The sequence below is a fragment of the Photorhabdus sp. RM96S genome, from assembly GCF_042879335.1.
GTDB classification, from domain to species: Bacteria; Pseudomonadota; Gammaproteobacteria; order Enterobacterales; family Enterobacteriaceae; genus Photorhabdus; species Photorhabdus kayaii.
Map to the genome: position 1 here is coordinate 71,453 of NZ_JBHFKT010000011.1, position 23,825 is coordinate 95,277.

Sequence of the window (23,825 nt, forward strand, 5' to 3'; positions counted from 1 at the left end):
TAGCGTATATGTTTTCTATGGTAGAGATTGAAATCAATTCACGATGCAATCGACGTTGTGTGTATTGCCCTAATGTAATAGCGCCACGCGATGCACCTAACAGAATGAAATCTGAGCAATTTGAGCGTATTATCGACAGATTGGAAGAGGCAAATTTTACCGGGAGACTTTCTTATCATTTTTATAATGAACCGCTGCTGCATCCTAAATTACCGCAATTTGTTGCCTGGGTCACTGAACGGCTGCCGGAAGTCAGACAAATATTGTATAGCAATGGCGATTATCTGACGGATGAGAAATATCAGCTGTTACATAAAAATGGCATTAAACAGTTTATTATCACTCAGCACGATAGCAAACCTGGAGCGCCCAAACCTGATCTTATCTGGCTTATTCCTGATCAGTTACAGTTAACCAATCGCGCGGGCAATGTGATCGCTGGGCCAGAAATCGTCTCGAATCTTCCCTGTTTTGCGCCATCAGACATGTTGATTATCACGATCACAGGGAATGTAGTACTTTGCTATGAGGATAACAAAGAAGAAGTGGTTCTCGGTAACGTCTTTGACACCCCTATCATGGGAATCTGGAATTCACCTCAGTTTCGTCGGGCTCGTAAAGCACTCTCATGTGGAAATCGAAATGCAACGGATATTTGCCGTCGTTGCAATAATCGTTCACATCAAAAAAGTGAGGCGTTCGATTATGTCCTTTAAAAAAACGTCACAATATGTGGTATTGATAGAGCGGTATCCAGACAATTTTGATCGGCGGGGATGGGGGGGAATAGAAACGGCCTATTGGAATCTTGCGCATATCCTGCCCTGCTGTGACGTTGAGGTCATTTGGTATTCTGCTCAAGAATACCCAACCTTTGATAACTTAGCAGAGCAAGTCTCGTCCCAAAATATCACGGCTATCATTCCTTTAATGGAAAGTGAGTTATTTCGCGTCGGCCAACAAGCGCCAGAATCGCTGAGACAGCGTACTATCCGGGTCTGGCATGATGTCTCGTTGCTCACCGACTCCCATGCCAATTTATCTGCCTGCCATGCCCATCAGCCCGGAGCAAATGCCGCTGATTGCGTCGCCATTGCCGCTGCGCCAGACGCCTATGCCGCCGATATCTTTTTTTATGAGGCACCATGGACATATTGTTTTCCCAAACGACATTACATTCCTTGGGCGGCGGATCATATCCCCGCCCGTGATTACCATTCCCCCAACGGTCCGGTGGTCTTATTAGCGGGTAAGGTGGCGCTTGAGAAGCTCTCTCCGGTTGTCGAGGTTTGTCTGGAGAAGGGATTGCATCTGCATATCCTCTTTAATAACTGGTCGAAACGGGGCAAAGAAGCCAGGCACTATTTTAATGGCTTAAATTTGGGTGAACGACATAAGGTTTTCGATTATTACGATCTGGAACACGATCACGAGATGATTTTTGGCGGAGCCAGTGCTGCACTAGTATTAAGTGATTATCACGAGACATTTAACTTTCTGTCCGCCGAAGCCGTACAACTGGGTATACCGGTTGTGGCTTATGCCCATTCGGGTGCTACACGCCGTTTTGCCGCTCATCTTGTGGAAGATAACAAGGCTTTACTTGATTGGTTGAAAGAAGAGGGTATTGCGGGGCTGACTCCAGTTCCCCGATCTCATTGGTCATGGAATGACGTGGGAGCCGTTTATAGCCAATTGTTACACCACATGGCAGTGCGCCACCGATGAAAACAACCTCCTTAGACCTTTTTAGTGATGAAAAGAAGTGGTGATAATGGACCCTGGAGAAAATCATAAGATGTCAATTCAAGAAAAATTACAGCTAGGTGCACGCCATTTTCATGGATTAAAACAGGCACCTGCAGAGTTAGTTGCCGACGCTTGTGTGATAGGTAGTGGTGCTAGTGGTGCGGTAGTTGCGAATGCACTGCAAGCATGTGGTTGGTCGGTCATTATGGTTGAAGAAGGAAACCTACTTACGCCTAAAGTAACACAAGAAGAGGTAGATAGTTCTTCTCCCATGGCAGAGATTAAAGGGGAAAATGGCTGGGAAGAGCGAGGATGGTCCTGGAGTACGAGAAATGTAGGTGGGGGGACGCTCTTTTATGGAGGTGCATCTTTCCGTTATCAGGATTGCGATTTTGATGCTCGCTCCTGGTTATCAGGTATTGGGCTTGATATTGCTTGGCCAATTCATCTGACTGATTTAGAAAAATACTATGCCATTGTTGAAGAACAGTTGCGTGTCAGTGGTGGGCCACACACAGCATCCGCAAAAGAGGGAGGCAATGCCCTCCCAAGGTCACTGCCTGCGGATATCATGGCAGCGGCGGCAAAACAGCTCGGTTATCATCCGTTCACAACGCCGATGGCGATTGATCCTAAACTCTGCACACAGGAAAAACACTGTATTGATTTCCAATGCCCCAGCGGTGCTAAAAGTGATGTCCTGAATATCTATATTAAGCGTTTGGTCAACCACTGCAATTTTACCCTCCTTTCAGGTATCCGGGGCGTGGCGCTGGAACAAGAACGCTCAGGGCAAATCAGTACGCTGCGTTGTCTGGATCTGGAAGATGGCAGTATTCGTCATGTGAAAGCACGGTATTTCTTCGTTGCCTGTAACGCAATACAGAGTGCGGCACTTTTATTGCGATCAGTCACCCCTTTTGCGCCCAATGGTATTGGTAATCGGCATGATCTCGTTGGTCGTGGGCTATGTATGAAACTCAGCCAGCGTATACGTGGTGTAGTGCCAGTAACTGATGCCATGCGTAATCATGCTGTTGGGCTTCGTGGCCCTTTCTCTACGTTGGCGATTTTGGACCACTATCTTGATGCTCGTTGCCCTGGTGGAATGGGAGGATTAATTTACGAAGCTCGTACCATCCCTGTCCCCGACGAGTTCCCCGAACTACTACCCTTAGAATTAGAAACCATCATTGCAGATACCCCTGCCTATGAAAACCGGGTGAAACTCTCTTCCCGTTGTGATGTTTGGGGGATACCTAAAATCATGATCGACTATCAAACAGCCTCTCATGATTTGGCTCGTCTGTCCTATATGGCTGAACGCGCTGTCGATATTCTTCACGCCGCAGGTGCCACACAAATTCATTCTAAGCGTACACGTTCTGAAGAAGGGAGTACTCACCTGCATGGCACATGCCGCAGCGGTACAGATCCGGCACGTTCTGTTTTAGATCCTAACTGCCGGGTTCACGAACTCGAAAACCTTTATATTGTAGATGGCAGCTTTATGCCTTTCCCCGGTGGGCTCAATCCCACACTCACCATTCAGGCAAATGCATTACGTGTAGCACAACATGTTGTTGGAGTTGACTGAGCATGATCCGAGCAGAAGAAGTTTCCAGAATTTATCAGGTGCATCAACGTAACGAAAGTTTCCGTTCCGCGCTCAATTCACTCTGGAAAAGGAAATATGAAACCGTCGTCGCACTAAAAAATGTCAGCTTCCAGATAGAAAATGGTGAAAGGGTAGGGATACTCGGCCCCAATGGTGCCGGCAAAACCACATTGGTCAAGTTACTCAGTGGGTTATTACATCCCAGCAGTGGCCGAATCACCGTCGAAGGACATACTCCCTATTTGCGCGAAAAAACTTTTTTACACAGTGTTGGTCTTGTAATGGGTAATAAGGGGCAATTGATCTGGGATTTGCCTCCTATTGATACATTTGAAATGATACGGGTCCTGTTCGAGATTCCCGTGGCCGTACATAAACAGACTCTGAAAGAGTTGGGCGACTTACTGCAACTGAACACCATCATGACCAAACCCACTCGCCAGCTCTCATTAGGGGAACGTATGCGGTGTGAAGTGGTTGCCTCGTTGATCCATCAACCCAAGGTTCTCTTTCTTGATGAGCCGACGATTGGTCTTGATGTCGCCATGCAAGCTGCTCTGCGTGATTTTGTTGCTGAATATAATCGCCGCCACAATGCTACTATTCTGTTGACGTCACACTATATGGAAGATGTGCGGGTATTGTGTCAACGCATTATCATTGTTGATCGTGGCACGATTTTCTATGACGGCGATCTGCGAACCTTCACGGCGAAACAAAATCCTGAAAAAATCGTCTCGTTCTCAATGAATCGCCAGATCAATATTCCCGATTTTTCACGCTTTGGCTCGCTCATTTCACAAACTGAAGAACGTTCTCAAATTCGAGTTCACCGCGATCATGTCCCTAGACTCGTACATTTTCTGGTTGAACAACAATTGGCAGTTGACCTCACCATAGAAGATCTTCCATTGGAAGAAATACTGCGCCAGATTTTTGGTCATCCCAACCAGAATAAAACCGAACAAAAACAAATTCCTGAATAGAGGCGAACCGACATGCTTTTCGCTCTTATAAAAGTCCGATTATTTGAAACATTCTCATTTCGAGCCGAATTTCTGCTCTGGCTCGTCACACTCAGTATGCCATTAATCATGCTGGTTTTTTGGCGTTCGGTAACTCAAGATGGCTCTTTTCAAGGTTATACCGCAGAGGATTTTAATCTTTACTATGTTGCCGTTCTCGTGACCACTATATTAACCAGCTGTAACAACGTCTGGGACATTAACGAAAATATCCGCCTTGGTGAACTTTCTGTTTGGTTGATGCGCCCCATTCATCCTTTTATCAACTACTTGGCAATTACTATTGCCGAACTGGGATTAAGCCTAATTGTTGCTTTACCTATTTTTATATTGGCACTGATAATGAGCTTACAGAGCCAACCGCTAAATTTACCGCAATTAGGTTTGCTGGCACTGGCGTTATCAGGTGCCTTCCTTATTAATCAAAGTATCCACTTGCTGATCGGGAGTTTGAGCTTCTGGATCGAGCGTTCATTAGTTGTACATAAAATATATGTTGCGGCCAGTAGTGTACTATCAGGATATATGTTTCCGTTGGCCTTATTACCAGAGTGGGCAGGTCAGATAGCAAATTGGCTGCCATTCCGGTTTGTGATTTCACTGCCAGTAGAAATATTAATTGGAAAACATTCCCTGTTTGTCGCTGCTCAATGGGTAGCCTGTCAGTTCGCACTGGTGGCTTTGCTGTTTGCTGCCGCATTTTTTGTCTGGCGGCGAGGTGTCCGCCGTTACTTGGCGTTTGGATAATGATGCATTCTCTTGTAGTCATTCGTATGGCGTTTATCTTGAGTATAAAACGCTCGATACAATACCGTTGGGACTTCATGATAGATGGTTTGCTTTCACTCATCATGGCGATACTACAACTGTTACCGCTTTTCATTTTGTTTAATGAACGTGGTACCGTTGCAGGCTGGTCATTCGAGCAAATGCTGGTATTAATGGGCTGGTATATGATGTTATATGCTGTTGTTGAAGGCTTGATTGCTCCCAGCCTTGCTGCTGCTGTTTCAGGTATTCGAACGGGTTTATTTGATTATATTTTAATGCGGCCCGTCGATTCACTTTTTCTCTGTTCACTTGTCGATATTAGGTTATGGAAAAGTATTGATTTTTTCTTCGGACTTGGCTTGGCTATTTACGCTTTTATACAGCTTGATACTCAACCTTCGTTCATGGATATCATGATGACAGTCATCTTATCGCTTGGTGGGCTTGCCACGGCTTACGCGTTGTTTGTTCTTGCTATTGCGGCCTCTTTTGCATTAGTTAGAGTGCAAAATTTGACCAATGTTCTTTCTTCGTTATTGGGTTTTGCTCGTTGGCCTATTCATCTATTTGGTATGCCCTGGCGGTTAATCTTTAGTTTTCTGATCCCCATTGGTGTCATGACCAGTTCCCCAGTTATGGCATTGTTAGGGATGTTGAACTTGCCTTTGGCAATGGGATCGCTGGGAATAGCCATCTTTTTCTTTATTGTGGCACGATTAGTTTGGAAGCGTGCATTGCGTGGATATCGTTCGGCTTCTAGCTGAATAAATAAGATCACTCGCGCAACGTTATGCTGTGCGAGTTTGATCATGTAACAGGCTGTTTTATCTATATTATTTCAACCCCATCGCATCCCGTATGGTAAAAAATAGATCCGTCTGGTCGGTTAATCCAGCAATATTTGCAGCGTGTGGACCATAAGCTGCTACACGTAATTGTGTACCAGTATGTTTCTGAGAAGTTGTTTCTGAATTACCATAACTGACCGTGATAACGGCCCTGTCTTTGGTAATCAGTGAGCGGGTCAAACCGGGGGCTTTAACATCAGGTTCAATAATCTGACTGGAATGTCCATGATCCGCAGTAACAATTACTAGTGTATCCCCATGTTGTTTAGCGAATCTCAAACCGGCTTGTACTGCTTCATCTAAAGCAACGACTTCACCGATTTGTGCGCAAGGATTGGCGGAGTGCTCATAATCATCAGTCAACGCACTTTCCACTTGCAGGAAGAAGCCATTTTTATTGACTTTCAGTAGATCAATAGCTTTTTCGGTCATCTGTACTAATGTCGGCTGCTGCGAACTCCGTTTGGTGTTCAGTTTGCATTTCACCGGGGCTTCGTTAAGATTTCCATGATAAATCGCTTTCGGCCCCTCCCACATTCCGTGTAAAACTTCTTCATTAAATAATCCCAATAGCGGTTTTCTTTGATTCGCTTCTTTCACTGCGTTCAATGATGTTATATCTGTTACCCATTGATACCCTTGCTCCAGCGCCTGCTGTTTTAGCGTTTTTCCTGTATTGACACCGGCCACTGATTGCTGGGAAAAGATATCGATTCCTCCCCCTAACGTGACATCTGCACGTGCCGTCAGAAGTTGTTCCGTGATAGAACCTTTCCCCCTTTTTTCGAGGGCATCAGTGGGGCACATTTCCGACGTTTCTGTTGGGCCATAGCATTCACGCTGCGTGACATGCGCATACAGTGCTGCGGATGTTGCATCCTGAACTTCAGCCGTAGTGACATTACCGGTTGCTTTTTTGTTCTTTTTTGCTAGCTCCAATAAGGTCTGATGGGGTTTGTTAAAAACATCAATGGATAATGCCCCGTTGTAAGTTTTTACTCCAGTAGCCCAAGCAGTGGCTGAAGATGCTGAATCCGAAACATAATTGGGTTTCTTGGTATCTTTATTTAATGAGTAATGTGTATATTGTCCAACTAATGGCATTGCATCAATTCCCTTGAAAAATCCTCCTGCCCCTTCTGCGTAGTTACGAGCTAATGTAATTTCAGAATCTCCCATACCATCACCAATAAACAAGATAACGTTCTTGACTTTCTTATTATCTAATGAATCTCTAAGCGCTGCGGTTTGTTCTTGTGTAACTCTGCGTGCTCCACCAAATTTTGTTATGTCACCTTTTGATATACGATATTCAGACGGGGGTTGTTCTTTACTATTGATGGCCAATGTAGGTAAACATGTTCCTAGTGTTAATAATGTTACAAGAAACATAATTAATTTCTTAAATTTTTTAGTCATCTTATTTTTCCTATGAAAATTTAATTTTATTTGAGGGTTTGATAGTGAAGAATTTACCAAGCTCCCCTTAGATAAATGAAAATAAAGCTGAAAAATTTAAATAACTGATTTTAATTTTATTATATCATGACTTTGGTTTTGCTACATTTGTAGATATTCCGTATCACTGAGAACTACATCTATCATGTGGGTTTTTCAATCTCTTTTATCTGTTATGTGTAAACTGCTTTGAAGAGGAAAATTTACTTTGCTCATCTGAGCATGTTTTTTCGTTGGATTTATCAGAAGTTATGGCTCTTATTATCTGTTTTTTAACCTATTATGTAACAATTAGGCTTGAGTAACGTCAAAAGAACGTAATATTGACATGGGTTGGACGCAAAACGCTATATACAATAATCATTAAATTGAGCGAAAAATAGGTAGCGGAAGTCACAGTCAAGGCGTTATACCCATTAAAATCAAGGGGTAAAACAATAACGTTTGATAATGATTTAGAATTTGCGATTCATTGAATTATCGTAAAAAATTAGAAATAAATATCCGCTTTGTGGATCTTTATGCTCTCAGGGAAAGATGGGAAAATAAGGATATAATGGACTAATCAGACAATAATTTCCAAAAGGAGCAGACTTCAATAAAGTCTCTAACTGAGAGATAAATTTGTCGTAAACCGATGGAATAATTTCCTACTGAAAGATTCGGAATGGCAAATATACCAATGAATTATTTAAATGAGTATAAATTTATTTACAGGGTCATTGCATCGGTTATCATTGAATGACGCCTTTGAAGTGTAATATATAATTAATCACCTTCAAAAGCGTTTTTTATTTGAATATTTTATGGATTCAAGGTTGATTTATTTATCCTTTTCATGGTGTTTATTCATATAATTTTGCATTATTTTAGATGACTCATTCAGATGTTCTAATACGGCGGAAATAGTGTCCCATAACTGTGGATTAGCTGAGCCATAATAATGAGTTCTAAAAAATCCTTTTATATTGTTAGCACCAAGGATAAGATTATTAATATTTTTTAATAACATTAGTGGTGCAATATTAAGATAATTTCCTTGCAGCTCATTTAATATTCTTTGAAATGATTCATAATCATTCTTCTCAACAGCATTTTTCATCTTATCTATGTACAGCCATTTTTCTCTCATGTCCATTATATTTAACCTCTTTATTTACTGTCACATTAAAAATTACTATGATTAGTCATCTTTTTTATCCAAATATTCTTGTGCTAATTTGGACACATGAAGATGACGGGTATATACCCTTTTATCATTCCCAGAGTTGCGACATGAAGAAAATCATTGATAACATCATCAAGCTCGGGACCTGATATTATATCGAAGTCCTGATTAAAGTAAGCATGCATTAAAATATCTAGAAATGGATATTGTCCGGTCATTTTAATTGTGGCCTTTCATATTATTGCGATCTCCTAGTAATCGAAATCAATAGAATTACTTGAAATATATAAACTATTCTTATTGATTAAACTTCCTTGTTTGTTGTTATGTGAAAAAATTTTTAGTTACTTGCCTTTATCCAGATAATTTTTTGTTCTTTTTGATACATATTTTAGAAATTCAAATGCTGTGGTATCCCATAATTTAGGGCAAAAGCTAGAACTAGAATAGAGAGTTTGAAAGTCTTTCTCTATATTTTCTGAATTATGGATAAGAGACTCTATTTCCTCTATTAATTCTTTCTTCATTGCTTCATTCGTGGTATCAAGGTAGTCATTTATGACATCATCAAGCTCAGGGCCAGATATTATGTCATAGTCTTGATTGAAATAAGCAAACATTAAACGATTTAGTTCCATTTTTATTTCCTAAGATTTTAGTATGCTGGGAACGCTGTTAATATATAATACAGTTTACCATTAAATTCGGAATGGATTAAAACTATTCTAACTTTATATAATTTTTGTATATTTTGAGAGCCATTAACAAGGCCAAAACCAACAGGTGTACTTGAAGCATATTCTATCTCTTGTTTTACTCCTTTTGGAGTATGTTTTAGTAAGGTGGTTATTTTTATCTGATTATTTTTTAAGGCTTTTGAAATCACTTTCTCTGCCACATCTTGATTGTAAAATGTACTTGCTTCTTTTAATCTTCCTTTACTGTTTAGTATTCTAGCCCTTAACTCCTGCTCTGATAACCCAACATGTTTAGCCAAAGTATGTCCACCCGGTTTTAAACCTGTAGGCGATTCATGTTCAATTAACTTAATTCGTCCTACTCGTACAGAGGCAACTCTAACTGCGCCCGCTATTGAAGCAAATGACAATGGTACAGCAATATCGACAGTAAGCCCTATTTCAGAAGCGGTGTAATCATCAGCCCCAAATTCTTTTGCTAAATTTACCGCCTCGCGATAAGTTTCCGTCGTGGTTTCTCTGCCGGTAATTATTTGACTGGCAGAAGCATTCATTACATCAAGGCTGTGTGCGCCGATAATAACACAGGCAGCTTTAGTTAGGGTTGAAGGATCGGGCGCTAGACAAAGAGCGCCAGCGCCAATCAGTTCAACGACTCCTGCCGCTAAACCCGCTCCACCTAATATTCTGTTACTCCAAGTCTCTTCCTCAGTAATGGTATTATCCGACAGGATCGCCGCAAGTTGCACAGGTGATAAAACAATTCGTAACCCATTCTCCGATTCTGAATCAACAGGAGTATCAGTTAAATAAGTGGCATTATTCATCGTCAATAAATCCTGTCATCCCAGAAGCTATAAGAACCGGTTGAGCAGGCAAGATTGTTCCACGTGATATCTTTGTAAGTAAAACAGATGATTTCCTGTGGTATGCCGGCATTATTATCTCTGGAATGCGGATAATTGCTTTTTATGCTGGATATCAAGGCGTGGCCTAGCCTGATAGAATAGTTTTTTTCTAATCCTCCGGTTAGTGATGTGCGATAATTTTCAAATAAACATTCCAGCTCTTCATTGTCATCGAAGCTTCGCGCCAATAAAGGCGAAGATTTATCGATGGGTTTTACTACCATAACCGGATGATGGGATACGTGTTGTTCCCTTGTCATTAAATGTTGAAGCGAGTAAATAAAAATCTCATTCTCATGACCGTGCTGGTAATGATTTCCTATGGAGTTTAAGGAGCCGCAGCCAGAGGAGATCAACCCCTGTTTTTTGCCTTTCAATGTTAGATAAATGATATTTGCCATACTGGTTGCTCCTCTAATGTGCTTTTTTTATCCTGCTGTAGGGTGTGTGCAAAAAGCAATCAAAAATTTATAAATTTAAGATAATTTACATTTATAAGGATAATTTAAACTATCAAAATGAAAAAAGAACTTAATGAAGATAGCATCAGAGTATTAAGAGGAACGTAAAAATCTGAACTGTTCAAGGTGTCGTATTTATAACAATCGCATAGCGTGAGTTGACATTCAGGTAACACCCAGTGGCCGCTACCCGAATAATTTGAAACTATCCTAAACGCATACGATTAATCTGATAAAAAACCGCCACATCCAGTATCCTAGCAAAGCAAATGTAATGACATTAAGAGAAAGTGATTTGAATCTTTTCTTCACGGTTGCATAAATTAAGGGTGACATAATCAGTAAGCATGTTGGAGCAAATACATCGCGATTACCATCTATCAGCTCTCTGTAAACAGTACAGAGATTATCTATATCCTGACCACCGATATAATACTCTTCTTCTAAGTATGACATCATATATATAAATAACGCACAAAAGATAGCATAAGTGATATTTAAAGCTATAGCTGATTTGCTCATTATGAAATTCTCACGATTAAATGCGTTGTCTTGGTTTTAATCCTGCAAATAATAAAACAGGTGTTTTTTGGGGATGGGCAGATTTTGTTATTAATTTCTTATTGTATTGTACATGGGGTATCCCATGTGCCCATAAATAATTTTGACTATTTACATCATGTAGATTGTTGGATAGCCATTTATAACGTATGAAATCGGTGGTGCCAAAACAGGGGGATCTGAGTTTATCTGCCGTATAGTGAAGGCGTTGCATATGTTGTGTTTCCTTTTCTTAAATAAATTTATACCCGTTATCTTTCAAGTTGCCTCTTTGTTGGCTGCACTCGCTCACCCCGGTCACATAGTTATCTATGCTCCCGGGGATTCACTCCCTTGCCGCCGCGATGCATCTTGAAATCCATAGGGTATATTTATATAGGCACTCCGGTTGCCATCATTTATCCTTCAAAAAGTTCCAGTGAGTTACAGAATCTCAGTATATTCAGAATTTTAATTCTTGGAAGAGGTTTTGTAATAAAAATGAGTCGGTTTAGCACGAATTAATAGCACGAGGTTTGCTGAACAAGCAGAATAAAATGCCGGGCTTGGAATAATTAGCATGGATATTTATTTTTCGTGAATATTTCTTTCTCGCCAATAACTAGGTGAGCAACCAACTAATCGATTAAAGAAGCGGGCAAAATAGGCTGGATCTTTAAATCCGAGCTGATAGGCAACTTCAAATACTGGGCAATCACTGAATAATAATAGCCGTTTAGCTTCACGCAGTTGACGGTCGAAGATAAGTCGTTTCGGTGGACGGTTGGTAAACCGATGGCACATATCTTTTAACCGCGATTCTGTAATATCTAACTTATGAGCATATTCCGGTACGGAAAGATGATGATGATAATAATTGTCTATTAATTGGTTAAAGCGCTGAAACAATTTAATTTCTCCTCGTACGCCATTCATCGGGTGATCATCAAGAGGAATATTGCGCAATAACAGGGTAAATATAGCTTGTGCCAGGAATGTCAGCGATTGCTCTCGACCGATAAAGTTATTAGATGATTCGCGGGCGATTAACGCCCAATAGTGATTAAAAGCGGCTAGCTCTTCCGGTTTATCGGCGACGGATAAGCAAATAGCCGGAATATCAAGAATATCTTTATTAGCCGGATAGAGTGATTCCAATAACGGTAATATCAGATCTTGCCGTACAGTAAGGACATATCCGTCACTGTCATCTTGAGTGAAAAAAGCGTGAGGAACGGAGGGCGGAGTCAGGATAAACAGCGGTGCCTGTACAGAATAATGTTGAGCATCCAACTGTAATTCAATATGGCCGGTGATCAAAAAATGAAGTTGGAAGAAACCATCGTGACGATGAGCTTGCATATTACGACCAAAAAATGCCGCCATCCGGCCAAAGGTCTGATAATGCACATCATCAGTGCCTTGGGTTTCATCATAATCCTTGCTGATATCAATGTTGGCAATGATAGGTTCAGCCATGATGGTTTTTCCTTTTTATTGAAAATTATGACGCTATTATCTGTCTGGCGTGTTTCATTGGGATCAGCCAAATAATGGCTGCGCCAACGACCAGCAATCCGGCAACGAAATAGAGTCCGGTATTAAAGCTTCCTGTCTGATCTTTCAGCCAGCCGATTAATAACGGGCTGAGTGCTGAACCTATGTTACCTGTAGCGCTAATAACGGCAATGCCGATCGCCCTTGCGCGTAAACTGATAGCTTGATCCGGCGTTGTCCAGAAGACCGCCATTGCGGTAAATGAACCGGCTGAAGCCATAATAATCCCAGTGAGCTGAATGACACTGTGGTGAGTCAATGAGGTCAATATCCAGCCCGCAGCGGCGAACAGATAGGGTAGCGCCGTATGCATTTTACGTTCTTGTAACCGGTCTGAACGGCGACTCCAGTAAACCATCCCGATGATGGTACAAAACTGAGGAATAGCGGTCAGAATGCCGATCATGATGTTACTGCTGCCCTGATTGAAGCTTTGCACAATCTGTGGCGTCCAGATATTAATCGCACTCAAGGTATTGGTTAGACAGAAGTAGGCCAAGGTATACATCAGCATGATCGGCGCGAAAATCTCACGCCATATACTGCGTTTTTGCATTGTCTGATAAGTTGATGAGCTTGCTGATTGAACCAGAGCGGGCTGGTCGTTATCCATCATCTCTTGTAAGCATTTTTTGTCTTCATCTGTCAGCCACTTAGCTCGCTTGGGTGAATCATCAAGATAGAACCAAACGACAATTCCCAGTAGTACCGAAGGAAAACCTTCCAGCAGGAATAACCATTGCCAGCCGTGAAGGTTCATGAGGCCATCCATTTCCAGAATATAACCGGAAGCCAGAGAACCAAACGCCATCGTCACCGGCATTGCCACCATAAACAACGCGTTGGCACGGGCGCGATAGTAAGCCGGGAACCAGTAAGTCAGATACAACAGGATACCCGGCACGAAACCTGCTTCGGCGATACCGACTAGCATACGCAAGATATACAGACTGGTTGGTCCGGTGGCGAACATGGTGGCAGTGGAAGCGATCCCCCAGAGCACCATAATCGTGGCTATCCAGCGTCGCGCTCCGACAATGCTAAGCATGATATTGCTAGGAATACCGAAGATAACATAAGTGGCATAGAACAGCGTTGCCGCCAGACCGAACATGGTTGCGTTCAGTCCAAGATCTTTGCCCATTGTCAGGCCGGCAAATCCGATATTAATTCGATCCAGAAACGAAAATACAAATAAGACGAACAGGAAAATAATCAGGCGACGGAATAGCTTATTAATGACGGATTGCTGTTGTGCCGTTAGCGGTTTATGTTGACCAACCGGAAGCTCCGGCTGTTGCACGGCAGTTGATGAATCGCTCATTATCATTTTCCTTAATTACTGTTTTATGTGTATGACGTTGTTTAGGAAATTAAATGCTTGTTGAGTAAATCAGTTGTTATACCCGTTATCTTTCAAGTTGCCTCTTTGTTGGCTGCACTCGCTCACCCCGGTCACATCGTTATCTATGCTCCCGGGGATTCACTCCTTTGCCGCCGCGATGCATCTTGAAATCCATAGGGTATATTATGATTGCTAAGATTAATAAACACCGGATAAAGGTGCTACCGGCGGCTCTTTATCCGCGATAAATCGTGCTGCCAGTGCTTCCGCTGTCCGAGCCAGTAAAGTTGTATCAATACCAACAGCAACGAATAGAGCGCCGAGTTTCAGGTAATGCTCGGCGACATTGGGTGCTGACATCAGAATGCCCGGCGCTTTACCCGCTACTTTGATTTGGGCGATTGCCTGCTCAATTGCGGCTTTCACTTCAGGATGTTGCGGATTATTGGTAAAGCCCATGTCGGAACTTAGATCCGCCGGACCGATAAAAACACCATCCACACCGTCTACTTTGAGGATCTCCGGCAGGTTACCGAGTGCTTCACGGGTTTCTACCTGAACCAGAACGCAGATTTCATCATTGGCGCGATGCAAATAATCAGGAATTCTGTTCCAGTGGGAAGCTCTTGCCAGAGCGCTGCCCACACCACGGATACCTGCCGGTGGATAACGGGTTGCGCGAACCGCTTCGTAAGCCTGCTCGGCGTTTTGTATCATGGGGATTAATAACGTTTGGGCGCCGATATCCAGTAGTTGTTTAATGATGACCAGATCATTCCAGGGTGGGCGCACAATGGGATGACTTGGATAAGGAGCGATGGCTTGCAATTGGCTTAAAATCGTCTGAACATCGTTCGGTGCATGTTCGCCATCAATAAGTAGCCAGTCGAAACCGGCTCCGGCCACTAATTCAGCACTATAGGGGTTACAAAGCCCTAACCATAGACCGATTTGTGGCTGGCCTGCTTTTAATGCCTGTTTAAATTTATTGGTTAACCGATCCATATTTTTCCTCCTTAAACAAAACGACAACTGATAGCACCGATGGGGCCATAATCCACATGGAAGGTATCCCCTTTATTTGCTGGAACCGGGCGGGTAAAAGAGCCGCTGAGAATGATTTGTCCTGCCTCAAGCTGAACACCATGTGGGGCCAGTTTGTTTGCCAACCATGCGACACCGTTAGCCGGATGATTAAGTACCGCAGCCGCGACACCGGATTCTTCAATCACGCCATTGCGATAGAGCAGAGCGCTGATCCAGCGCAGATCAAACTCGTCGGGTTTAATTGGGCGGCCGCCCATAATGACGCCGCCGTTGGCGGCATTGTCAGAAATCGTATCGAACACTTTGCGTGGACGCTTGGTTTCCGGATCGATGTTATGGCAACGGGCGTCGATCAATTCCAACGCTGGAATGATGTAATCGGTTGCATTGTAAACATCAAACAGTGTGCAGTTCGGGCCACGCAAAGGTTTTGCCAGAATAAATGCCAGTTCGACCTCAATACGGGGCACAATAAAGCGATCACAGGGAATATCACTGCCATCAGGGAAAAACATATCGTCCAGCAGAGCGCCATAATCTGGCTCACTGATTTGTGAACTGGCTTGCATAGCCTTTGAGGTCAGGCCAATTTTATGGCCTTTGAGTACGCGACCTTCGGCAATTTTCAACTCCACCCAGTGACGCTGAATAGCATAAGCATCGTCGATGGTGATTTCAGGGTAATCCAATGAGATCTGGCGTATTTGTTCACGGCTTTTTTCTGCTTGATGCAGACGATGTGCAACCTGTGATACGACTTCTTTCTGTAACATGCGGTTAAACTCCTGTGTCCTCTATGCCACCAAAGCAGAGGTATTTCACTTCCAGATAATCTTCGATACCGTAACGAGAACCTTCACGTCCCAAGCCCGATTGTTTAATGCCGCCGAAGGGGGCGGCTTCATTAGAGATCAAACCTTCATTGATCCCGACCATGCCGCTCTCCAGCGCTTCTGCCACACGGTAGATCCGGCCGATATCGCGGGAATAAAAATAAGCCGCCAGCCCAAATTCAGTCTCATTTGCCAGATGAATGGCTTCTGCTTCATCACGGAATTTGAACAGGGGAGCAATAGGGCCAAATGTTTCTTCTTGGGAGATAAGCATGGATTCATTGACATCAGCCAGTACGGTAGGTTCGAAGAACAGACCGCCTAGAGCGTGTGGTTTACCCCCGGCCAATATGCGTGCGCCGTGGGAAATGGCGTCACTGATGTGTTCCTCGACTTTATCGACGGCGGCTTGATTGATCAGTGGGCCTTGTTGTGATTTGGCATCGTTGGCCGGGCCAACCTGCAACCGATTAACGGCTTGTGCCAGACGTTCGGCAAAAGTGTCATAAATGGTTTCCTGCACCAAAATTCGATTAGCGCAAACACAGGTTTGACCGCTGTTGCGGAATTTAGCTATCAACGCTCCCTGTACCGCGGCATCAATATCAGCATCATCAAAAACGATAAATGGTGCATTGCCGCCCAATTCTAGTGATAGCTTTTTCACGGTATCGGCACTTTGTGCCATCAAGAGCTTACCGACACGGGTTGAACCAGTAAAAGAGAGTTTGCGAACAATCGGGCTTTGGGTCATAACCCCGCCGATGGTTTTTGCATCGACGCCAGTCACCACATTGAATACCCCTGCGGGAATGCCGGCTTGTTCCGCTAGCGCGGCCAGAGCCAGAGCGGAAAGTGGGGTTTCCGAGGCGGGTTTTAGGATCACCGTGCAGCCCGCTGCCAGAGCAGGGCCAACCTTGCGGGTGATCATGGCGTTGGGGAAGTTCCACGGTGTAATGGCCGCCACAACGCCAATAGGTTGTTTAATCGTGGCAATCCGGCGACCGGGCAAGGGGCTTGGAATGGTTTCACCGTAGGTACGTTTACCTTCTTCCGCAAACCATTCGATGAAACTGGCACCATAAGCGATCTCGCCCATAGCTTCTGTCTGTGGCTTCCCTTGCTCCCGGCTCAACAATTCAGCCAGTGCCTGTTGATTTGCCAGCATTAACTGAAACCAACGTTGCAGGATCTGGCTGCGTTGTTTGGCTGTCATGGCTCTCCAGGCTGGCAGGGCTTGCTGAGCGGCTGCAATTGCGCGTTCTGTTTCGGCCGCCCCCATATTACTGACGTGGGCAATAACTTCACCATTTGCCGGGTTAGTCACCTTAAAAGTTGCTTGGTTGTCGGCATCAACCCACTGCCCGTTGATATAAGCTTGTTGACGCAGTAATTCCGTATTTACATTATTTGTCATGATTTTTTTCTCCTGAAGACACTTGTATGAGTGGTTTTCGCCGGTAGAAAGTGGCTAGCTGTTGGCATAACCAACACAATCCAGCACAAACCGTCATTACAAGGGCCATAGCAAAAGGGGTTTCATCTTGTAGTAAAGAGACGGCAACACTGGCAAGTGCTGCCATAGCAAATTGTGCGGAAATCGCGAGCGCGCTGGCGCTGCCGGCAAGTTGGCCTCGATGTTGAAGTAATAAAGAGAGGCTGTTAGTACCAATGGCATTAACCAGCGAGATAAACAGTACGATCAAAATGACGATCACCGTCAGACTTTGCTGATAAAAGATAACCAGTAAGATGCCAAACAGTAATTGAGCACTGGTTTGGATAAATAACAGACGAGAAAGATCGTAGACTTTTAGTAAACGGACATTGAGCAGCACTATTGCCATCATGCCGAGTGCATTACAGGCGAACAGTAACCCATAGTAATTCGCCGGAACCTGAAAATAGTTGATATAGACGAAAGGGGAACCACTGATAAATGCGAACATAGCCGCACAAGTAAATGCCAATGTGCCGATAGTTGCCATAGCTTCACCGTCAGTCAGTAACTTGCCGTAATTTTTAAAAGCGGTGATAAGTTTTCCATTGTTACTCTGAGCGGGCAGCGTTTCTGGCAAGAAAAATAGTAATAATATTCCACTGATACAACCGAACAGGCCCAATAACGCAAATATGGCTTGCCAATTGAAATAGGTTAACAATAAGCCACCAAGTAATGGGGCAATAAGTGGCGCTATCATGGTCACTAAAGTCATGAGTGATAGCACGCGTGGTAATTCCTGTGGGCCATAGATATCACGGGCGATCGCTCGGCCCATGACCACCGCGGCGCCGCTGCCAAATGCCTGTAATGCGCGCAGTAAAATCAGGTGTTCAACGTGTGTCACCAAGGTACACAACGCACTGGCAACGACAAATAATGCGATACCGCTGAGCAGCAGTTTTCTTCGCCCTAAATGGTCGCTCAGTGGGCCGTATAACAGCATACCGATACAGAAACCGGCGAAAAATGCGCCCAAAGTATGTTGCATCTGCCCTTGTGTTGCCTGTAATTGCCTTGCCATTTCCGGCAAGGCTGGCAGGTACATATCGATCGACAGAGGCCCGAAGGCCACCAGTGCGCCTAATAAAGGGATTAACCAGCGAGGAGGATGCGGATGAAAGGGCTTCGGCATCACTACTCCTTACGAAACAAGGCGTGGACGTTGTTTTGTTTGTAGTTCAATACCGGGTCTAATTCTTCCATCGTAAAAGAGAGGGCAAGGTAACGTTGTGCCATCAGCGAGGCAAAATGTTGTTTGATCAGAGTGAACAGTATCTCACCAACCTGTTGACGGCTTTCAAGGCTGCGTCCTGCGCCGATTTTCAGTGTCATATGGACGAAGGCGTAATCATGTTGACCATCGGCCATTTGCCAAGTATCCAGCCAGATGGCGCGGCTGCGTATGCCGCCTAATGGGAAAATACCGGTATCTGCCAGCGCCTGATTCACTTTGACAAACAATTCAGGCAAATTGGCTTGTTCGCGGATATTTTCCGTACATTCAGCATAAAAATGTGGCATTAGGTTGCTCCTAATCAGGGGATCGCGGGTTTATCGGTGATGTAATCAGGTAGTGGAAATACGGCGTTGACTTGCCCGGTACCAGAACTCGCAAACAGTTCAGTCAGAAACTCCACTTTACCGTCATATTTATCCCAACCGAGTAGACCTAATAACATCACCGTGTCGTGCATATTGCCTTCGCCATAACAATAATCTGCATATTCCGGCAGCATCTTGCAGAACTCTTTGAATTTGCCCTCTTTCCAAAGTTGAACCACCCGATGATCCATCTGTTCATCAAATTCTCGGGTGTAGCTATTCATGCCCTCTTCAGCGCGTTGATCATCAATAAAGCGGTGAGAAAGGGAACCGCTGGCGAGTACAGCAACGGTGCCATCATATTTCTCAATCGCTGTCAGAATTGCCTCTCCAAGACGACGGCTATCTTCAAAAGCATGGACAGTGCAGAATGCGGAGACCGAGACAACTTTAAAATGTCGGTCACTGTTCATGTAACGCATTGGTACCAGCGTGCCATACTCCAGTTTCAGGCTTGAGATTTCATGCGCCTGAGCGCGTACGCCGACATTGCGTGCCTCTTCTGCGATCATTTGTCCCAATTCAGGGTTACCGTCATATTCATAACTCATATCCCGGATGAAGTGGGGTAATTCATTACTGGTGTAAATGCCGGAGAAATGGTCGGCGCAATTGATGTGATAGGCACTATTCACCAACCAGTGCGTATCAAACACAATAATGGTATCGACACCCATTTCGCGACAACGGCGACTGATCTCTTTGTGACCATCAATCGCTCCCTGACGGCAACCGTGATGCTTTCCCGGTAGTTCAGACAGATACATGGATGGCACATGTGTAATTTTGGCTGCTAACGCTAACTTACCCATAAAATCCTCATTTGATATCAGGACGGCGAACCGGAATTCGCCGTGGTTAACGCTGACGGAACGGTTATACCCCCCAACGTGGGATTGGATGATCCCCCATAGAGATACAGACGTTTTTCATCTCAGCAAACACGTCAAAACTGTATTCACCGCCTTCACGGCCAGTGCCAGAGGCTTTCACGCCGCCGAAGGGTTGACGCAGGTCACGGACGTTCTGGGTGTTGACGAATACCATGCCAGCTTCAATATTGCGGGCCAATCGCAAGACTTTGCTGACATCCTGCGTCCAGATGTAAGAAGCCAGACCGTACTCCACGTCATTTGCCAGGCGCAGACCTTCTGCTTCATCTTTGAATGGCAGCAGGCAGGCGACAGGGCCAAAGATCTCCTCCTGAGCAACCCGCATACGGTTATCAACATCCGCCAGCACCGTTGGGCGCAGGAAATGGCCCTCTTTCAGGTGTGTCGGCAAATCGATGGGCTTGTCTGGGCCACCAGCCAGCAACGTTGCACCTTCCTCTATTCCCAGACGGATGTAACCGGAGACTTTCTCCCAATGCGGCTTGCTGATAAGTGCACCGATCTGGGTGGTTGGATCTTGTGGATCACCCACCCGCAAACGATTAGCGCGTTCCACAAAACGCTTAATAAACTCAGGGTAGATACTTTCCTGAATGAAAATGCGTGAACCGGCGGTACAACGTTCACCATTAATAGAGAAAATGGTGAACAACGCGGCATCCAGTGCGCGATCAATATCCGCATCTTCGAAGATCAGAACCGGAGATTTACCCCCTAGTTCCATTGAATATTTTTTCAAGCCGGCATTTTTCATAATCTGACGACCCGTTGCTGTGCCGCCGGTAAACGAAACTGCCCGTACATCGTGATGTTTCACCAGTGCGTCACCCGCGGTAGCACCATATCCCTGAACCACATTCAGCACACCGGCAGGGATACCCGCTTCTCGTGCCAATTCTCCTAAACGGTTTGCGGTTAATGGGGAAAGCTCTGACATTTTCAGTACTGCGGTGTTACCTAGTGCTAAACAGGGGGCAACTTTCCAAGTGGCGGTCATAAATGGCACGTTCCACGGAGAAATCAGTGCACAAACACCGACGGGTTGCACCAATGTATAGTTGAGCATCTTGTCATCAACGGGATAGGTACGGCCGTTCATTTGCTGACAAATCTCAGCAAAGAAGTTGAAATTGTGAGAAGCGCGAGGGATCAGCACATTTTGTGTCTGATGAATGGGCAGACCGGTATCTTTGGTTTCCATTGCGGCGATTTCAGGCACATTCTCATCAATCAGTTCACCCAAACGGCGCATCAGGCGTGCACGCTCTTTCATCGGCAGATCTGCCCATTTGGGAAAGGCTGCCTTTGCGGCGGCAACGGCTTGATCAACCTCTTCTTGACCGCCGGAAGCGACTTCTGCCAGCACTTCGCCGGTAGCCGGGTTTGTGGTTTCAAAATAGGTTTTACTGCTGACGTTTTTGCCGTTGATCCAATGGTTAATTACGGTCATTACAGACTCTCCTCATACTCTTGCTGGCTGACAATACGGTTGACCAGACGCCCTACACCTTCAACTTCAACAATAACTTCATCTCCCGGCACCACATCGGATAATCCTTTTGGCGTGCCGGTGGCGATCATGTCTCCCGGTTGCAGCGTCATAAAGTCACTTAAATAAGCGATCAAGAATGGAATATTGAAGATCAAATCAGCGGTTGTGCCGCGTTGACGCAATTCACCATTAACCCAGGTGCTTAATGTCAGATTATGCGGATTGGGTACATCTTCTTTATCGACGAACCACGGACCGATGGGGGTCAGTGTATCGCGGCTTTTTACCCGGAGATTAGGGCGATAGTAGTTTTCCAGATAGTCACGGATTGCGTAATCGTTACAGACGGTGTACCCGGCAACGTAATCCATCGCTTGTTCTTTAGTCACTTTGTGGGCGGTTTTGCCGATGACAACCACCAGCTCGGCTTCATAATGCATATATTCCACATTATCAGGGCGAACGGAAACCTGACGATGACCGGTTAGCGTATTGGCGGCCTTGATAAAAACCAGCGGTTCTTTGGGAGGCTTAAATTCCAGCTCAGTGGCGTGATCAGCATAATTCAAACCGAGGGCAAACAGGGTACCGTTTGCGGGTGGCAGCCACTGAACGGATTCGCCGTTGATTTTACTGCCATCAGGCAGACAGACATTTTCCTGTTCATCGACGGTAACAATCAAATCGCGACCTTGATAGTGAACTCTTGCGTGTTTCATGCTTTTTCTCCCACTTGCACAACCTGATTTTCCAGTGATGGGAAACCTGCTGCTCGAATAACAACTTTGTCGCCCGGTTTGATAGCCACGCGTTGGTGTGGCGTTCCAAGCAGGATCACATCCCCCTCTTTAAGGGTTGCGAAATCACTCAATGCTGCAACTAATTCCGTGGCTGAACGTACCAGATCGGCGGTTGACCAGCGATCGACTTCCTGACCATTGATTTCGGTAATAATATCTAACGCATCAATGGATTTAGGATGGATCATTTGGCCTATGGGGCAAAAACCATCACGACACTTAGCTTTAATTCCCGGACGATAAAAAGCGGTTTCAGGCAGGCTGACTTCATTAGCTAATGCATAACCTGCGATATATTCGGCTGCGTTTTCGATAGCAACTTTGCGGGCGGTTTTACCTATTATTAATGCCAGCGTTGCACCGCTTTGAACCTCTTCACCTACCGGATGGGGAATCGCTTCACCGGAGGTGATAACGGTATTGCGTGGTTTAATGAACCATACTGGTGTCTTAGGCAAAGTGTTATAAGGTGTTTGCTGAAATGAGTCATGCCAGAAATCTACCTGGCTCTGGTGGTTGAGGGCTACGGCGAAGACAGTGCCTTTCATTAACGATTCCTCATAAACTTAAACGGGCGGTTTTAAGATGCACTTATTAATATATTAATAAACTATAGGGCGAGTTGTTGCAATATGTTAATGTGTTTGTTAATTTTAATTGTGATCTCAGTAACAATATCTCCCCTAAATTTGTTTTTTATCATTATTAATCAATATATTAATCTTTTTATGGATAAAGTACTTACTTCTTTATTAACCTTTTATTAACCTAATTTTAAGAGTTTATTTTTATTTACTTATTAATATTTTTATGATTTTTTCTTTGTGGTTGACTGAGGGACGTGCTAGTCTTTTTTACTGTGGTTATAGAGTGAGATATACCTTATGGATTTCAAGATGCATCGCGACGGCAAGGGAGCGAATCCCCGGGAGCATAGATAACGATGTGACCGGAGTGAGTGCAGCCAACAAAGAGGCAACTTGAAAGATAACGAGTATAATACTTTCAACAGAGAGTAAATCAGTGATTAACTAAAATAAGAGCCTTCATTACCCATGCATGAATCTCTGACAATTGCATTACTTCAAGCGCGAGAAACCGCGATGGGTTTTTTCCGCCCAATCCTTAAGAGTCATAATTTGACTGAACAGCAGTGGCGTATTATTCGTGTACTGTCTGGTAATCGGTCAATTGATTTTTATGATTTGTCTTGCCAGACCTGCATTCTTCGTCCAAGTTTGACTGGGATATTAACTCGTATGGAGCGTGATGGCTTGATCTTTCGTCTTAAACCGATGAATGACCAGCGCAAACTTTATGTTTCTTTAACACCGGATGGCCAGAAACTTTATGAAAAGGCGAAAGAGCAGGTAGAACAGGGATATCAGGCGATTGAAAAAGCTTTTTCGCCGGAAAAGCTGGTTCAGCTTTCAGCGTTGTTGGAAGAGTTAATTGCTGTTGGTAAGAACTCACTGATAAATACGGAAAAGGATGAGGGTAATGAATAA

26 protein-coding genes are annotated in these 23,825 nt (G+C 44.3%); 8 read left to right on the forward strand and 18 right to left on the reverse strand.

The features are described from left to right. Window positions 1–8 precede the first annotated feature (8 nt). From ACGF49_RS08955 to ACGF49_RS08980, 6 genes are all read left to right on the forward strand, one after another. Complete coding sequence (locus ACGF49_RS08955) at window positions 9–716, forward strand: radical SAM/SPASM domain-containing protein (protein ID WP_113042092.1); 708 nt, start codon at window positions 9–11, stop codon at window positions 714–716. Beyond that, window positions 706–1,728: a hypothetical protein gene (locus tag ACGF49_RS08960; protein WP_113042093.1), complete on the forward strand. Its 1,023-nt coding sequence runs from the start codon at window positions 706–708 to the stop codon at window positions 1,726–1,728. Before ACGF49_RS08955 ends, ACGF49_RS08960 begins: the two co-directional genes overlap by 11 nt. Before the next feature lie 70 nt (window positions 1,729–1,798). Further along, complete coding sequence (locus tag ACGF49_RS08965) at window positions 1,799–3,346, forward strand: GMC oxidoreductase (protein WP_158536541.1); 1,548 nt, start codon at window positions 1,799–1,801, stop codon at window positions 3,344–3,346. Between the two features lie 2 nt (window positions 3,347–3,348). Then, window positions 3,349–4,353, forward strand: coding sequence for an ATP-binding cassette domain-containing protein (locus ACGF49_RS08970; RefSeq protein ID WP_113042095.1), 1,005 nt, complete (start codon window positions 3,349–3,351; stop codon window positions 4,351–4,353). A 12-nt stretch (window positions 4,354–4,365) separates the two neighbouring features. Continuing rightward, window positions 4,366–5,139: an ABC-2 family transporter protein gene (locus tag ACGF49_RS08975; RefSeq protein WP_271866898.1), complete on the forward strand. Its 774-nt coding sequence runs from the start codon at window positions 4,366–4,368 to the stop codon at window positions 5,137–5,139. Continuing rightward, on the forward strand, window positions 5,139–5,927 hold the full coding sequence (locus tag ACGF49_RS08980; protein WP_158536542.1) for an ABC transporter permease: 789 nt from the start codon (window positions 5,139–5,141) through the stop codon (window positions 5,925–5,927). Before ACGF49_RS08975 ends, ACGF49_RS08980 begins: the two co-directional genes overlap by 1 nt. A gap of 69 nt (window positions 5,928–5,996) precedes the next feature. Here the strand turns inward: ACGF49_RS08980 and phoA are convergent, their stop codons facing one another. From phoA to hpaX, 9 genes are all read right to left on the reverse strand, one after another. Beyond that, window positions 5,997–7,430 carry an alkaline phosphatase gene (gene phoA, locus ACGF49_RS08985; protein ID WP_113042097.1) on the reverse strand — a complete coding sequence of 478 codons (1,434 nt, stop codon included), beginning with the start codon at window positions 7,428–7,430 and terminating at the stop codon, window positions 5,997–5,999. A gap of 862 nt (window positions 7,431–8,292) precedes the next feature. Then, complete coding sequence (locus ACGF49_RS08990; RefSeq protein WP_349010650.1) at window positions 8,293–8,607, reverse strand: hypothetical protein; 315 nt, start codon at window positions 8,605–8,607, stop codon at window positions 8,293–8,295. Between the two features lie 77 nt (window positions 8,608–8,684). Next, window positions 8,685–8,855 (reverse strand): contact-dependent growth inhibition system immunity protein, encoded by a 171-nt coding sequence (locus ACGF49_RS08995; protein WP_158536543.1) that lies wholly within the window; start codon window positions 8,853–8,855, stop codon window positions 8,685–8,687. A gap of 126 nt (window positions 8,856–8,981) precedes the next feature. Next, window positions 8,982–9,275, reverse strand: coding sequence for a contact-dependent growth inhibition system immunity protein (locus ACGF49_RS09000; protein WP_113042099.1), 294 nt, complete (start codon window positions 9,273–9,275; stop codon window positions 8,982–8,984). A 17-nt stretch (window positions 9,276–9,292) separates the two neighbouring features. Continuing rightward, window positions 9,293–10,162 carry an RNase A-like domain-containing protein gene (locus ACGF49_RS09005; protein WP_271859031.1) on the reverse strand — a complete coding sequence of 290 codons (870 nt, stop codon included), beginning with the start codon at window positions 10,160–10,162 and terminating at the stop codon, window positions 9,293–9,295. A gap of 2 nt (window positions 10,163–10,164) precedes the next feature. Next, window positions 10,165–10,644 (reverse strand): Hcp family type VI secretion system effector, encoded by a 480-nt coding sequence (locus ACGF49_RS09010; protein WP_113042101.1) that lies wholly within the window; start codon window positions 10,642–10,644, stop codon window positions 10,165–10,167. A 270-nt stretch (window positions 10,645–10,914) separates the two neighbouring features. Further along, window positions 10,915–11,226 carry a YjeO family protein gene (locus ACGF49_RS09015; protein WP_113042102.1) on the reverse strand — a complete coding sequence of 104 codons (312 nt, stop codon included), beginning with the start codon at window positions 11,224–11,226 and terminating at the stop codon, window positions 10,915–10,917. A 606-nt stretch (window positions 11,227–11,832) separates the two neighbouring features. Beyond that, a complete protein-coding gene (gene hpaA, locus ACGF49_RS09020; RefSeq protein ID WP_113042104.1) occupies window positions 11,833–12,723 on the reverse strand; it encodes a 4-hydroxyphenylacetate catabolism regulatory protein HpaA in 891 nt (296 codons plus the stop codon). A gap of 25 nt (window positions 12,724–12,748) precedes the next feature. Beyond that, the gene (gene hpaX, locus ACGF49_RS09025) at window positions 12,749–14,125 is read right to left on the reverse strand and encodes a 4-hydroxyphenylacetate permease (RefSeq protein ID WP_113042105.1); all 1,377 of its coding nucleotides are present in this window, start codon (window positions 14,123–14,125) and stop codon (window positions 12,749–12,751) included. Window positions 14,126–14,182: 57 nt separating this feature from the next. Here hpaX and ACGF49_RS09030 point away from each other — a divergent pair, with 57 nt between their 5' ends. Further along, on the forward strand, window positions 14,183–14,314 hold the full coding sequence (locus ACGF49_RS09030; RefSeq protein ID WP_262977945.1) for a hypothetical protein: 132 nt from the start codon (window positions 14,183–14,185) through the stop codon (window positions 14,312–14,314). Between the two features lie 30 nt (window positions 14,315–14,344). On the opposite strand, the gene hpaI is transcribed toward ACGF49_RS09030, so the two are convergent. The 9 genes from hpaI to ACGF49_RS09075 all read right to left on the reverse strand — a co-directional run bounded on the left by hpaI (window position 14,345) and on the right by ACGF49_RS09075 (window position 22,865). Continuing rightward, window positions 14,345–15,151, reverse strand: coding sequence for a 4-hydroxy-2-oxoheptanedioate aldolase (hpaI, locus tag ACGF49_RS09035; RefSeq protein ID WP_113042106.1), 807 nt, complete (start codon window positions 15,149–15,151; stop codon window positions 14,345–14,347). A gap of 11 nt (window positions 15,152–15,162) precedes the next feature. Further along, window positions 15,163–15,966, reverse strand: a complete 804-nt coding sequence (gene hpaH / locus ACGF49_RS09040; protein ID WP_049583187.1) for a 2-oxo-hept-4-ene-1,7-dioate hydratase — start codon at window positions 15,964–15,966, stop codon at window positions 15,163–15,165. A gap of 4 nt (window positions 15,967–15,970) precedes the next feature. Continuing rightward, window positions 15,971–17,443 (reverse strand): NAD-dependent succinate-semialdehyde dehydrogenase, encoded by a 1,473-nt coding sequence (locus ACGF49_RS09045; RefSeq protein ID WP_113042107.1) that lies wholly within the window; start codon window positions 17,441–17,443, stop codon window positions 15,971–15,973. Then, a complete protein-coding gene (locus tag ACGF49_RS09050; RefSeq protein WP_191214828.1) occupies window positions 17,433–18,662 on the reverse strand; it encodes a Bcr/CflA family multidrug efflux MFS transporter in 1,230 nt (409 codons plus the stop codon). The genes ACGF49_RS09045 and ACGF49_RS09050 overlap by 11 nt, the downstream gene beginning before the upstream one ends. Before the next feature lie 2 nt (window positions 18,663–18,664). After that, window positions 18,665–19,051, reverse strand: coding sequence for a 5-carboxymethyl-2-hydroxymuconate Delta-isomerase (locus ACGF49_RS09055; protein ID WP_113042108.1), 387 nt, complete (start codon window positions 19,049–19,051; stop codon window positions 18,665–18,667). 14 nt (window positions 19,052–19,065) lie between these two features. After that, window positions 19,066–19,944 carry a 3,4-dihydroxyphenylacetate 2,3-dioxygenase gene (gene hpaD, locus ACGF49_RS09060; RefSeq protein WP_113042109.1) on the reverse strand — a complete coding sequence of 293 codons (879 nt, stop codon included), beginning with the start codon at window positions 19,942–19,944 and terminating at the stop codon, window positions 19,066–19,068. A 64-nt stretch (window positions 19,945–20,008) separates the two neighbouring features. Continuing rightward, window positions 20,009–21,475: a 5-carboxymethyl-2-hydroxymuconate semialdehyde dehydrogenase gene (gene hpaE, locus ACGF49_RS09065; protein ID WP_113042110.1), complete on the reverse strand. Its 1,467-nt coding sequence runs from the start codon at window positions 21,473–21,475 to the stop codon at window positions 20,009–20,011. Then, window positions 21,475–22,236, reverse strand: coding sequence for a fumarylacetoacetate hydrolase family protein (locus ACGF49_RS09070; protein ID WP_113042111.1), 762 nt, complete (start codon window positions 22,234–22,236; stop codon window positions 21,475–21,477). Before ACGF49_RS09070 ends, hpaE begins: the two co-directional genes overlap by 1 nt. After that, complete coding sequence (locus ACGF49_RS09075; RefSeq protein ID WP_228901728.1) at window positions 22,233–22,865, reverse strand: fumarylacetoacetate hydrolase family protein; 633 nt, start codon at window positions 22,863–22,865, stop codon at window positions 22,233–22,235. The genes ACGF49_RS09070 and ACGF49_RS09075 overlap by 4 nt, the downstream gene beginning before the upstream one ends. A 507-nt stretch (window positions 22,866–23,372) precedes the next feature. Between ACGF49_RS09075 and hpaR the strand changes: the two genes are divergently transcribed. Further along, the gene (gene hpaR / locus ACGF49_RS09080; RefSeq protein WP_113042113.1) at window positions 23,373–23,825 is read left to right on the forward strand and encodes a homoprotocatechuate degradation operon regulator HpaR; all 453 of its coding nucleotides are present in this window, start codon (window positions 23,373–23,375) and stop codon (window positions 23,823–23,825) included.